This window comes from Mycobacterium sp. DL440, assembly GCF_011745145.1.
Lineage (GTDB): Bacteria > Actinomycetota > Actinomycetes > Mycobacteriales > Mycobacteriaceae > Mycobacterium.
In genome coordinates this window covers 3688552-3702207 of sequence record NZ_CP050191.1, presented here as the reverse complement: position 1 = coordinate 3702207, position 13656 = coordinate 3688552, and the positions used below count along the sequence as shown (strand labels likewise).

The following is a 13656-nucleotide window of genomic DNA, read 5'->3' as shown; positions in this document are numbered from 1 at the left end:
GGCGGTTCGTCATTTGTGAGCACCCTTGCTGGCTACCGTGGCCCGCATGTCCTGCGACTGGCCAATAGCTCGTGAATGTCTGCCGGAGCTGCCTGCCGTAGGTGATGATCCAGATAACCCGACCCCGGAATACGTTGCAGCCCTGGCTCAGCGCAACAGCGCGGAGGACATTGCGGTCCAGGTGTTGTGGGCGTTGTCTGGGCGCCAGTTCGGTGTGTGCGAGACGACGGTGCGACCATGCCCGGACTACGCGCAGGGCTTCGGCTATGGCCCGTTTATCCTCACTCTCGACTTGGGACATTGGTCGAACTGGCCGTGCGGCTGTGTCGGATCGTGTTCGGTGTCGGGGCCGCGGGTGGTGCATCTGCCTGGCCCGGTGGCCGCGATTATGTCGGTGACGGTCGACGGTGCGGTGCTCGACGAGTCTGACTATCAGCTGGAGGGAAACGCGCTGTACCGCAAGGGCGGCCAGTGGCCACGTCAGGACCTCGGCAGCCCGCTCGGCGAGCCTGGCACGTGGTCGGTCACCTACGGGCTCGGTATCCCCGTCCCGGCGGGTGTGGACAAGCTGACCGGGCAGCTCGCCCGCGAGTTCCTCAACGCCGCTTGTGGTGACGAAGATGAGTGCCGGCTGCCCCGCACGCTGGTGTCGACGACGCGGCGGGGCGTTACGAACGTGTTCGACTCGTCGAAGATCCTGGCCGCCGGCAAGACCGGGCTGACCGAGGTGGACCTTTGGCTGGCCGCGGTCAACCCGAACCGGCTCATGGCCGCGCCGGAGGTGTTGTGATTCCGCACGATCCGGCCTCCGACGTGGTGAATGCGTTCATCGCGGCGATGAAGCGAGCGTTCAATCCGGCCGATACGGTGCAGCCGCCGCTGGGTGGCGGGTCGACCGATGTGCGGTTCTTCGCGTCCGATGGTGGGCTGCCGACGTCGGTGTGGGATCCCGACACTGGGCTGAACATCAGCTGTAAGGATCCGTTTTTGTGGGTGCGGGTTGATCGCCGGTTCCGGTCCCGCCGAGGCGAGTTCCCCGCCGTCTATGTCGGTGACAGGGACTGCAAGGCTGCTGATGTGGTGCGTGGCGTCGCGATCGAGGTCGGTGTGGCCCGCTGCTCGGATATGTCGGCGAAGCCGAAGTGGTCGGTGCTGGAGCGTGAGGCTGAGATCAGCCTGGATGATTCGTGGCGTATCGAGACCGCACTGTGCATCGCGGCCACCGCCCTGAAGGCCGATGACCATGCAGTCGCCACCGATACCATCGCGCCACTCGGCCCCGAGGGCGGGCTGATCGCGTGGACCGGCATGGCCTACGCATCGTTCTGACAAGGGAGTTCGTTGTGGGACATCGCGTCACGATTGAGGGCAGCCAGTACATGCCGACCGACCTGCTGGGGCGTGGTCAGCGGGCCACGGTCGAGGTGACGGACACGATCCGCAAGCTGGTGGCCGGCGGCGGTGCGATCGTCGTAGCGGGCAGCCTCGATGATCCCGATGCTGTTGCCTACGGCGAACCGGACCGCGGCGCGGTGCTGGCGCAGATGTCTGCCGAGGCAGCCGAAGATGACGCGTACGAGCGCATCTCAGAATTCCCGGGCGATACCCGCGGTGAGGAGCCCACGGTGGCCGTGGTCGACGAACCGGTCAGCGCGGAGTCGAAGCCGCGCCGGACGCGCAGCAAGTCCAGTGGCGAGAGTTAGCGCCCACGTTGAGCTCAATGAACGCGAGCTCAATGACCAGACACGCACGTTCCTACGCCGGCGTATGGCGTCGCTGCAGCGCCGCACGGCGACCCAGGCGCGCGTGGATGTCCCGGTCCGGACGGGCAACCTGGGGCGCACGATTGGTGAGGGGCAGATCCATTTCACTGGGCCGCGCACCGTGGCGGGGTCGGTGCATGCGAAGGCCGATTATGCGCTGTACGTCCATGAGGGCTCCCGGCCGCATGTGATTCGGCCACGTAAGGCGCAGGCGTTGCGTTTCCAGATCGGCGGTCGCACGGTGTTCGCGAAGTTGGTGCGACACCCGGGCACGAAGGCCAGGCCGTTCCTGCGGAACGCCGGTATGCGGGTTGCGGAGCGGGAACACTGAGTGCACCCTGGCTGAGCAACATGCGGCCTATGACCAATCCTGCCTCGGATACCACCACTGTCACGACGACTGTCACGCCGGATGTTGCCGCTGTTGTTGCGCCGACTGTTGCACCTGAACCCGCTGCGCCCGCGGCGGAGGCGGAGCACGTCATCACCGTTGAGTCCAGCCCCGACCCCAATGCTGCACCTGAACCGGAGGTCGTTGCCCCGGCTGCTGAGGTCGCGGTGCCCGGCTCCACCGAGGTCGTCGACCCGGCTGCCGAAGAGAAGTGGACCCATCAGTCCGAGTGGAAGCACGCCTGGCTGCCGTTCAAGGGCGACGAGCTCGCCATCCGGGTTCCGAAAGGCGCTGCGCTGCAGGCGCTCGGCGCGGCCCGGCACAACAGCCTCGAGTTCCAGGACCGGCTGGTCAACCTGTTCGTCGCCAAGCACCTGTCCCCGGAAACCTACGAGCGGGTCATGTACCGCATGGTCGATCCCGACGACGAGGAGTTCACCACCGGGGCATGGGGTGAGCTGATCGGCGCTATCGCGGAGATCGGTGGGGAGCACGCCAAGGCGGAAGCTGAGGCCCTCGCCGAGGTCGCAAATGGCAAGGCTGGCAAGGGCAAGTAGTCGCACCCCGCCTAGCTAGTTTGACGCGGTGACCACGCCCGTCGGCTCGATCAGTCTTGGCCTGTCGATCGACGGGTCAGGGTTGCCTGCCGATATTTTGCGGGAGATCAGCACGGCGTTGGAGCCGACTCTGGCGAAGCTGAACCGCGAGTTGGACCAGTTGCAGCGCAAGCTCGACCAGACCGGCCGGGCGGCTGAGAAGTCGGGTGCGAAGCAGGCGGCTGCGGCCAAGGTCGCGGCCGACGCAGTGGAGGACATCGGCGACGAGGCGGCGAAGACCGCGGCGAAAACAACCACGGCGGCTAAGGCAACCACTCGGGCACTGGATCAGATCGGCGGAGGCTATTCGAGGTCCGCTGCAAAGGCGTTGGCGTCGTCGAAGGTGCAGACCGCGGCGATCGATTCTGTGACGCGGGCGTTGGGCGAGCAGACGGCGGCGGGCAAGGCCGCGATGGCGGCGATGTCGACGCGGCAGATCAACCTGGTCACGGCGGCGGTGAATCGGCAGGCTAACGCGTGGCAGCGGTTGGCGAAGGCACAGACCGCGGCTGCGGCCGCCCCTCAACCGAACACCCCACCTCCGGGCGGTGGTGGCTCCGGTGGTCGTGGTGGTCGTGGTGGTGGGTTCTTCGGCATGGGTGGCCCGGTTGCTGGCGCGGTCGGCTGGAACGCGGTCGCCGCCGGGATCGGTTCGTTCCCATCCGCCGCCACCGCGGTGACCAATCTCGTTGGCGCGGTGCAGCAGCTCGGCCAGGCGGGGCTTGCCCTGCCTGGTGTGATCGGTGGGATCGCGTCGTCGGTCGGCACCCTGAAGCTCGGGTTGGCTGGTGTGAAGGACGGTTTCGAAGCCGCGTGGGAGGCCGCGGCATCCGGTGATCCGAAGGACATCGAGAAGGCCGCCGAGGCGATGAAGAACCTCGCCCCCGCGGCGCAGTCGGCGGTCAAGGCTGTGGTGGGGTTGCGCCCCGAGTGGGAGCGGCTGCAGCGCGACGTCGTGCAGCAGAACATGTTTGACGGTCTCGACAAGACGATCACCGACCTGGCCGGCAAGTCGATGCCCACCCTTGAGAAGGGGCTGGGCGGTATCGCGACGGCGTGGAACAACACGTTCAAGGAACTTGGCCGCGTCGGCGGGTTGGACTCGACACAGGGATTCCTCGACAAGCTGTTCGGCAACACGTCGAAGGCGCAGACGAATCTGAACAAGGCGATCGAGCCGCTGGTGCACGGTCTCGGCACACTCACTTCGGAGTCGTCTGATTTCCTGCCGCGACTGGCCGACGGACTGAAGGGCGTCACCACTCGGTTCGACAACTGGATCACCACGTCCACCCAGAACGGCAACCTCGACAAGTGGATCAACCAGGGCATCGACGCCGCCAAGAACTTCGGTGAGGCGTTCCTGAACGTCGGAAAGATCATCACCGACATCACGAAAGCCGCCGGCGGGGACGGCGGGTTCCTGAAGTGGCTGAACGACGCGACGACGAAACTGCACGCGTTCCTATCATCCGATGCGGGGCAGACCAAGCTCAAAGAGTTCTTCCGCGATGGCCGGGAACAGCTCAAGAAGTGGGGCGACATCCTCGTGAACCTCGGCCCGATCCTGGTCGGGGCATACAACGGGTTCAAGCAGTGGACCGATGTCCTGCTGCCAGTGCTGCAAGGCATCACCGGTGTTCTGTCTGAAATGCCGGGCGGCATCACGGGTGTGGTGACGGCGTTCCTGGCGTGGAAGACGATCAGCGGCGCCGCAGGCATTCTGGGCTTGATCACCAACCTGGGCAAGGTCGGTGGACTGCTCGACGGGATCAGCGGCAAGCTGGGCAGCAAGGGTGGCGGCGGTGTCCTCGGAAAACTCGGAATGCTCGGCGCCGTGCTGGCGTTGCCGGCGGTCATCGACGCGGTCAAGGACATTAGCAGCGGCCAGGCGCAGAAACCGGACGCCGGTCGGTCGGCGGCGCTGATCGGTGGCGGCGCGGCGATCGGCGCCCAATACGGCGGGGTTCCGGGTGCGTTCATCGGCGCCGGCATCGGTACTGCCGTGGCAGTGGCCCCGGTGTTGGCGAACGGGGCATACGTCGACCCGAATGCCGCGCAGCGCCAAGGCACGCTCCCGACTCCAAACTCGTTGGGACCTGGGTTCCGGCCAGGTGATCGTGGAGGTCTCACCCCCCGCGACCCCGGCTATGGCGCGGAGCTGCAGCGCCAGGCCGATCTTCAGGCCGCCACCGACGCCGGACAGCGTGCGCGCAACGGTGTGCCACCGGTGGCGCCCGACGTGTTGAAGTCGATTCAGGATGCCACCGCTGAGGCGCGGGACGCTGGCACCGAAGTCGAAGCTCTCGGCGGCGCGATCAAGGCACTCCCGACCGGTGAAGTGCAGATCAAAGACGAGACGCCCGAGGCGATCGATCGGCTCAAGAAGCTAGGGCTGGCAGTGCAGCAACTCCCCGACGGGCACATGGCTGTACGGGTGCAGTTCACCGATCCGAACGGCAACCCCATCGACCCGTCGACGTTCCGGACTCCGGCGCGGATGCCCGCATTCCCTGGGGACACGACGGTCCCGAAGGGTGGCCGCGCTGAGGGTGGCGTGTTCCCTGGCTATGCCCCTGGGGTGGACAGCATTCTGTCGTGGGTGTCGCCCGGTGAGGGTGTGCTGATCCCGGAGGCTGTGCGTGGCTTAGGTGGCGCTGCGGCGGTCTATGCGATCAACTCTCGGTTCCGTTCTGGTCTGTCGCGGCGCGGCTATGCCGATGGTGGTGTGGTCGGTGGGGCGCCCGGTGTGGACGATGCGACCGAGTTGGGTGTGCTGCGGCAGATCCGTGATCTGTTGGCCGGCAAGGGCGGCACGTCGGCGCCGTTGAATCAGACTGCCGATGCGGTGTCGAACCTGGCGGGCACGTCGGGGCGGGGTGGCCAGCAGACGGGGCCGTTCGGGACGCCACTGAAAAAGCGCGGAGATCCCGGCTATGAGATGGCGGCTGCGGCGATCTCGGCGTTGGGCGGGGATCCGGAGAAGTGGATCGGCGCCGACCCGTCCACCTACATGCCCGCGGTTGCTGGCGGTGGCAGCGTCCTGGCAGGCGGGGCCGATTACGGCAACTACGCTGCCGTGCTGGGCGCGTTCGCCCGCACCGGAAACCTGACGGGCGATCTGGGCTTGGATGCGAACGATCCGGTGGTGAAGGCGATCACGACGGCCCGCAACAAGAAAAAGGGCGCGCTGGGTGGCGACACGATCGCTGGGCTTGTCGACCAGGTGCTCACCGGTGGCGGCTACACCGGCACGCTCGACTCCAGCAACAGCAGCCTGATCTCGACGTTGCAGACGTTCCGGGAGAAGCTGGCCAAGCCGAGCAAGGGCGGACGCGGTACGGCAGTGACCGCCAGCCTGACCGGGGTACCCACCTACGGGCTGGGCATGGACCCGGTGAGCGCGTATGCACAGCAGTTCAGCGGCGGCCAGTACAGCTGGGGTTCCTCCGATCTGGCCAAGGGACTGTCCGACTGTTCCGGCGCTGTCAGCGATTTGGTGGAGCTGATCACCAAGGGTCAGGCCGGGCCGGAACGGCTGTTCTCCACCTCCGACGCCGCGAGCGTCCTCAAGAGCCTCGGCGCTGTCCAGGGTTCAGTGCCCGGTGCGCTGCAGATCGGTTGGTCCGACAGCCACATGCGGGCCACGCTGCCCAACGGCGTGAACTTCGAATCAGGTGGTGGCACTGGACAGGGCGCAACCTACGGCGGCAACGCGCAAGGCGCGGCGGGAATGCCGAACATCATGTCGCTGCCCGTCAACGGCGCTGTTCCCGGTATGGCGGGCCTGGCAGGCGCAACAGGTGGCGCTGGCACTCCGGTGTTCGTCACGAACTGGCCCGGTGGCCAAGGCTTGCCGCCAGGTGTGGGCCAGGTGCTCGGCGCCGGTCTGACGGCTGGCGGCCAGGCCACATCGGGTGTCGCTGGTGACGTGATGAGTGCGGTGGGCGGCCTGGGTCAGGAACCATGGAACAAGGCCACCAACTACGCCACCCTGAACGCGTTGGTGAAGGAACGCAACCCAATGGCGTTGGCGAAGGCGTTCGGCCTCGACGTGCCGGACTTCACCCGGCAGGGCGGCGACGGCGCCGACGTCATGAAGAACGACCAGGCATTCGACTCGAGCGGCCGCATGTTCTCCGACACCGGCGCACTGCTCGACCGGACGTTCACCAACCTCAACGCCCAACTGGACGCCATGCGTAAGCAGTTGGTCGACGTGATCGAGCAGACCAACCAGAAGCTCAACGAGGAGGCGCTGCAGCCGGTCGTGAAGGCTGGTGTGCAGTCCGCCCTCGAAGGGCTCAAGGATTCGGTCACGTCGTCGATTGGTACGTCGATGGGTCAGGCAGCGGCCCCACCGATCGCTGACGCGGTCCGCTCGGCTATCCCCAGCCAGACCGGCGCGGGCGGCCTGGCCGGTGATGCTGTTAACGGTGTGAAGGCCGCAACCGGGATGGCCACCGGTGGCCCGGTGTTCGGCGGTGTGCGGGGCCGGGATTCGGTGCCCACCATGCTGATGCCGGACGAGCACGTATTCACTACAGCCGACGTGGCGGCGATGGGCGGCCACGCCGGCGTCTACGCGTTCCGTGCCGCGCTGCACCGTAGCGGCGGCGTGCGCGGCATGGCGACCGGCGGCGGGGTCAACGTCAACGACACCGTCGGAGCCGAGTTCTTCGGTGTGTCCCAGATCCCCATCATCGGCGCGATCGTCAACATCCTCGTGCGGGTGTTGCTGTCGGTGCTGGGTGTGCAGATCGAGGCCCGCGACACCCTCGGTGAGATGACGGACCAGTTCCGCCAGTTCCGGGGCGACTTCAAGGGCTTCGACGCGTCCGGCCGACTGCTGAACGACACCAGCGCGTTGATGGACCGGTCCCAGTCGTCGGAGGAGATCGCGGCGCAGGAACGCATCCGGATCCTCAAGATCGTCATTCAGGCGCTGATCAAGTACATCATCGAGAAGGTCATCGTGCCGATCGGCAAGGCGGTGGCCAACGCGGCGATCAACGCGGGCGCATCCGCTGCTGGTGCCGCGGTCAACACGCAAGCCCCCGGTGCGGGCAGCATTGTGCAGTCGTTGATTTCGTCGGCCGGCTCGGCGGGTGTGGACATCGTCGCCGAGGTCGGCACAGACCTGGCGTTGGCCGTGTCGGAGGTTGCGATCGATGCGATCAGCGAGGGCTTGCAGGGGCTGTTCCCTGATCTGATGACTGGCCTGTTCGGTGGCGGCATCTTGGAGCAGCTATTGGTGGCGCCGATTCAGGCGGCGTTGGAGATCCCGTTGGCGATGATCGGCGCGTTGACCGGGGGCCTGGGGGCGTTGTTCGCGCCGTTGGCCGCTCTGGTGGGTGGGATCGCGTTCGACTCTGGTGGTGTCGCATCGGGTGTCGGTTTGATGGCGAAGGCGACGATTGCGCCGGAGCGGGTGTTGTCGCCGAATCAGACTGTGCTGTTTGAGCGGATGGTGTCGGCGCTGGAGCGCGGCCAAACCACCGCGGCTGGGCAAACCCTGGTTCAGGCGGAGATCCACGTGGCCGGCGGTCCGGATGCTGGCCGCGATGTGCGGGATGGACTGTTGGAGCTGATGAGCTGATGGCATATCGAGGATGGTTCACGGTCGATGGTGTCGAGATCGCCAACAGCGCGCGCACGATCGCGCACCTTGGCCGGAGTGTGCCCACGTCAGACATCGGCATCTTCACCGACGGCGGAACAGATTGCGCCCTAGTCGAATCCGAGACATATCCGGGGATGTTCGAGATCCCAGACACCATGGTCGAGGTATCGCCGGGATTGTGGTCACCGCCGCCCGGCGCAAGGCGCTTCGGGCCCGGCCTATTCGTGCTCGACGGTACCTGCTGGGGGCCGGCCGCGATCTGCTCGGACTGCACGCTCACGGTCGACTACGACGATTCATGGCCGGGCCTGCAGGACTTCCTGGGCGACATGGTTTACCGGCCGGAGCTGGCGCCGTGGTATTCGACGGAGCTGCCCGAGTCGGGCGAGTTCGGCGGCGTGTGGGTCATGTCAGTTGACGGTCTGGAAGCTACCCCGGTCGAACGGAACATCGTTCAGATGGCCGGATCTGGTGCGGCGGCCGGACCGCACCGCGACGCGTCGCGCACCGTGTCGTTTGAGGCGGTGCTGATCGCGTGCACTCATGCGGGTGTGGATTTCGGGTTGAAGTGGCTGACGTGTCTGCTGCGCGGCACCACGACCGGCACGACGAGCACGCTGCGGTATCTGGCTGCGTCCCCGTCGTATTCGGGTGTGGATCCCGATTCGCTGGTGCGTGAGGTTCACGGCCTGGTGTTGACGAAGGCGCCGACCATCACCCAGGAGGTCAACACCGAAGCGCGGCAGCACCAGCAGGCCACGATGTACCGGATCTCTTGGGAGATGGCGGCGCTGTCGCCGTACGCCTACCTGCCGGCGGTGGCGGTGTCGGTGGATTGGGATGTGATCACGCGTCAGCCGGTGAACTGGATCCACGCCGCGGACTGCCAGAAGCCGGAGACGTGCGAGGACATGCCGATCATGTTCTCCACCGAGTGCGTCCCGGAAGAGATTGGGGTGGTGACGACGCCGCCGCCGGTGTGCGGGGGCTGCCTGCCGGTGGGGGAGATCGACAAATACTCATTCCGGGTTCCGACGATGGAGTACGCGTTCCGCTGCCGGGAGACCGCGGTGACGACGACCATCCGCAACACTGGCGAGAATCCGGTGTCGTTGCAGGCGTTCTGGCGTGAGTGCGGTTCCGATATTCGGTGCGAGGACAACCGTTGGCCGCTGCAGATCGCCGGACTCCCCGCGGGTGCCGAGCTGGTGCTGGACGGGATCACGGGCCGGTTCTGGGCGAACTATGACGAACGTGTCCGCCGGGTGGTTGGTGTGGTGGGTACGCCGAACGGTGCGCCGTGGCGGCCGCCGATCATCGACCGTGAAACGTGCTGGGAGTTCATCGTTCAGACCGCAGCGTCGAGCGAGTTTGAGGTTGACCTGGTGCTGTGCGATCGGGAGCCCTGATGGCGGTCATCAGCGGTGAGCAGATCGTGTCGATCCGCACAGTTCACGGTGTTCAGCTGTATCAGTTCCTCACCACTGGCTATACCTCGTTGAAGTGGCGGTGGCTGCTGCGGGAGGTGTCGACGTGCGACCTGACGGTGCCGCCGGTGGACGGGTATGTGCGGATCCCTGATTTGACGCCGTGGCTGCATTGGGTGGACGTGTGGGACGGCAACCAGCGGGATCTCTATTGGTCGGGGCCGATTCAGCGGGTGGAGCAGGGCCGGGATTGGCTGTCGGTGTCTGCGCGTGATGTGTCCGCATTGGGTGCCAGGACGCGGTGCCCGTTGACGAAGCGTTGGGATTCAGCGGATCCGGCTGAGATTGCCAGCGAGTTGTGGTCGTCGCTGATCGAGCATCATGGCCTGAATCTGCGGCCGATTTCGCGTAACGATCCTCGCGGTGACCGGTTCGAGTTTTCTTGCGAGGCCGACGCGAAGATGACCGACGAGGTCATGCAGGAGCTCACAGACTTGGGTCTGTATTGGTCTGTGGTGGCGGGTATTCCGCTGCTTGGGCCGGTGAAGACTGACGCTGTCTCTGCTCTGAGTGAGAACGATTTCCTGACGGATCTGTCGGTGATCCGCGACGGCGCCAACACCTACAACGATGTGCTGCTGCTGGCCGGTGACAGCAAGTCGCGGGCGCGGGTGCCGATGGGTGGGTTGAATCTTCAGACGATTGTGCGCCGGGATTCGATGTTTGGTGTGTCGAATGCGGATCGTGCTGCGGTGCAGGCGGTCCGGTATTCGGGGGCGGTCAGGGATGCGATCAGTGTGCCGCAGGGGGCGGTGTTGCATCCGGACGCGCCGGTGACGATTGGGCAGTTGGTGCCGTCGGCGCGGCTGAATGTGGAGGCGTTTGGGCTGTTGTCGACGATGGAACTTGAAGGTGTGACGGTGTCGTGCACCCAGGGTCAGTCGACTGTGGGGGTGGATTTGGAGTCGGTGTCTCCTGACGATTTGCCGGAGCTGTTGGAGGATGTGAAGCCCGGGTTTGGGGGTGGCCGCGGTGACTGACACCAGGTTGGGGCGGTCGCCGCGTTCGCCTGCTGAGTGGGTGCGTGAGATTGATCGGCGTACGACGGCGCTGGAGCGGTCTCAGACGGCCCGGATTGGGCCGTGGGTGCTGTCGGCGCCGAACGGGCGGCTGGTGGCCACCAGGCCCGGTGAGGGGGCGCTGGAGGTCGGTCAGGTGCCGACGCCGGAGGTTGTGGACCTCAGTGCTCGCGGGTCGGTGGTGTCGGACATGAACACCGGCGATTTGGCGACTGCGGTGGGTATGCCGGATGTGGATCCTGAGGCTCCGCCGACGTTGGATGAGATCCGCCAGTGGATGGTGTCGCATCTGTTCGGGCCGGTGTCGCCGGGCCGGATCCAGCAGTTGCCGTGGGCGCATCTGGGTGGTGGGACGGCGGAGTTGTTGGACGACCCGGGGTTCGATGCGGCGTCGACGTTCAACTCGGGTGATCCGAACATCACACGCAACGCGGAGTTCGGCCGGTCGAAGCCGGGTTCGGCGGAGATCGTCGCGAATGGTGTGGCGCACCTGGTGGTTTCGAACCTGATCGCGGTCGAGCAGGGCGAGAAGTTGCCGGTTGGTGCGTGGGTGTTCTACGAGGAGCTGGCGGCGTCGGCCGCTCCGGTGCGTGTGTCGGTCCGGGCGTACCACCGCGCGGCCGACGACTCCCTGACGTTGTTGTCCACCGCGCAGGTCGCGGCGCTCACCGCGACGTCGGGGGAGTCAGCGGATCATCCTGATCAGGACGACGATTGGGTGTGGCTCGGCGCGACGTACACGGTGCCGGGCCCGGTCGGCGGCCTCCCAGTGACGGACGTGGTGCTCGAGGTCAAGGTCACCGAGGACGCGACCGGCGGCACCATCAACGTCGACGACGCCACGGTCACCAAGACGCGGGACGGGATGCCGCAGGACTGGATTCTCGACCTGGTCCCCGACCTCTCGAATCTGGGCGATTGGATTGAGGAGGTCGTCGACAAAGCGTTGGAGGGCCTGGGTATTCCGCCGATCGGGTCGCTGTTCGACAAGATGCTCGACTTTCAGGACGGCCTGGCCGACCTCGACAACATGGCCGGGACCGCGTGGACCAACGCCAACAACGCGCTCACGGACCTCGCGAACAAGCTCGGGATCTCCGATTGGGACGACTGGCTGGCCGACGCTACCTCTGGTTGGCAAGCGTTGCTCAACAAGTTCAAAGGCGGTACGGGCGCCACCCTGAACGATATTCCGACTGCCCTGAACAATGCAGGCCAGGGCGTCCGGGACGCGATCGTGCAAGCCCTGGGCGGCACCGGCACCGGGCACACCGCAGCCGATGTGCTGGCGGCATTGCAGAACATCCCGAAAGCCGCAGTCGATGGCCTGACTGACCTGTCTACGCAGTCGAATCAAATCATCGAGATTCTTGCTGGAAACGTCGTTACACCAATCGACTCAGCGGTGCAGGCCGTGAAGGATTGGTGGAACTCCTGGTTCGGCGGAGGCTCATCGAACGCCATTCCGCTGTCGCAGAAGGGTGCGATCAACGGTGTTGCGCCGCTTGATGGAAACCGGTTAATCCCGTCGATCTACATTCCCGCTAGCTCCGGCGGCGGTGGAGAGAGTGTGCCGAACGATCACATTCTGTTCACGCTGCCTGCGGATCAGAACATCCCGTCCGGTGCGGCTACGGCACTCACAGGCTGGGAGCAGGCCGGCAGCTTGGCGGCGACGTTCGATGATGGAACCAATACACGGTTCACGCTCCCGAAAACGGGGTGGTGGGATATCCAGTCGCAGGTGGTTTGGGAGTCGTCTACGACAGGTAAACGGCAGTCTGCGATTAGGCGGACGCTATCGAGCGGTTCTGTGGTACCGGCTACCGATGGGGCTGACGCGTCCGATAACCCATCGTGGGGTGTTCGGAACAAGATTCGGGACTTGCAGGAGGTTGGGGTTAGGGATTCGTTGGCTGCGACGGACAAGTTTTCGATCGAGGCGTTCCAGAACTCCGGGGGCGCGTTGGACGTGGTTGCCGGATATCCCGACGGCACTTACGTGTTGGCGGTATACATCGGTCAGGAAGAGGAAGAGTTCAACCCGAACGCTGAAGAGAATGTTGCGCGCACCAACGCTCCCGTATCGGGTGGCGCGTCCGGTTGCTGGGTCACGCTTGGCGGTGGTGGCGGTGGCGGCGGAGCCCCACTGCAGACGGGCTCAGGGCGTGGTGGCGGTGGCGGCGGATCTGGCGCGGTCATCCCCAGGGTGTGGATTCCTATTGCCGCACTCGGTGCCGACTACAGCGTGGTTGTGGGCTCGCAAGGGGCAACAGGTGCCAATGGCGGAGCTTCTCAGTTCTCGTCTGGGTCGATCACTTTGACAGCCGGTGGCGGTTCCGGGGGCGCGAGCGGCACTGCCGGAGGAGCGGCCGGGTCGGGTGGCACCGCCAGTGCCACCGGATTCTCGGCGGCCACAACCAACGGCAACGCGGGAACCGCAGGTACCTCCGGGAGCGGCAGCTCAACCCAGGGTATCGGCGGCAGCGATCCAGGCGGGCTGACGGGGTGCAATGGTGGCGACGGTGGCTACAGGGCAACGTCTGGAGTCAGTCCGTCTGGCAGTCCGGGGCAGTCCGGCTACACCCTCATTGAATGGGAGTGAGGCTCAACCTTTTCGGCCGTGAGCGCGCAGCTGGTACACCCGTTGCTTGCTGACGCCCAGGACTGCGCCGACTTCTTGCCACGTGTGGCCTTCGTGGTCCATCGCTGTCGCGACGAGGCGAGCGAGTTCGGTGTCCAGTCGTGTGACTGCTTCCGACCTCTCGGCTCGGTTG

Annotated in this window: 9 protein-coding genes; all 9 read left to right on the top strand. The window is 65.8% G+C overall.

Translation table 11 applies throughout. The features are described from left to right. Positions 1-46: 46 nt before the first annotated feature. The 9 genes from HBE63_RS17795 to HBE63_RS17755 all read left to right on the top strand — a co-directional run bounded on the left by HBE63_RS17795 (position 47) and on the right by HBE63_RS17755 (position 13484). Complete coding sequence (locus HBE63_RS17795; RefSeq protein WP_166905919.1) at positions 47-790, top strand: hypothetical protein; 744 nt, start codon at positions 47-49, stop codon at positions 788-790. Continuing rightward, positions 787-1329 carry a hypothetical protein gene (locus HBE63_RS17790; protein WP_166905918.1) on the top strand — a complete coding sequence of 181 codons (543 nt, stop codon included), beginning with the start codon at positions 787-789 and terminating at the stop codon, positions 1327-1329. The genes HBE63_RS17795 and HBE63_RS17790 overlap by 4 nt, the downstream gene beginning before the upstream one ends. A 14-nt stretch (positions 1330-1343) precedes the next feature. Further along, complete coding sequence (locus tag HBE63_RS17785; RefSeq protein ID WP_166905917.1) at positions 1344-1703, top strand: hypothetical protein; 360 nt, start codon at positions 1344-1346, stop codon at positions 1701-1703. Beyond that, positions 1690-2094, top strand: a complete 405-nt coding sequence (locus HBE63_RS17780; RefSeq protein ID WP_166905916.1) for a hypothetical protein — start codon at positions 1690-1692, stop codon at positions 2092-2094. The genes HBE63_RS17785 and HBE63_RS17780 overlap by 14 nt, the downstream gene beginning before the upstream one ends. A 29-nt stretch (positions 2095-2123) precedes the next feature. Continuing rightward, a complete protein-coding gene (locus HBE63_RS17775) occupies positions 2124-2711 on the top strand; it encodes a hypothetical protein (RefSeq protein WP_166905915.1) in 588 nt (195 codons plus the stop codon). A gap of 28 nt (positions 2712-2739) precedes the next feature. Next, positions 2740-8349 carry a hypothetical protein gene (locus HBE63_RS17770; RefSeq protein ID WP_166905914.1) on the top strand — a complete coding sequence of 1870 codons (5610 nt, stop codon included), beginning with the start codon at positions 2740-2742 and terminating at the stop codon, positions 8347-8349. After that, positions 8349-9782: a hypothetical protein gene (locus HBE63_RS17765; protein WP_166905913.1), complete on the top strand. Its 1434-nt coding sequence runs from the start codon at positions 8349-8351 to the stop codon at positions 9780-9782. Before HBE63_RS17770 ends, HBE63_RS17765 begins: the two co-directional genes overlap by 1 nt. A gap of 137 nt (positions 9783-9919) precedes the next feature. Continuing rightward, entirely contained in the window at positions 9920-10840 is a 921-nt protein-coding gene (locus HBE63_RS17760; RefSeq protein ID WP_243858115.1) for a hypothetical protein, read from the top strand. Beyond that, positions 10833-13484 carry a glycine-rich domain-containing protein gene (locus HBE63_RS17755; RefSeq protein WP_166905911.1) on the top strand — a complete coding sequence of 884 codons (2652 nt, stop codon included), beginning with the start codon at positions 10833-10835 and terminating at the stop codon, positions 13482-13484. Before HBE63_RS17760 ends, HBE63_RS17755 begins: the two co-directional genes overlap by 8 nt. Positions 13485-13656: the final 172 nt, after the last annotated feature.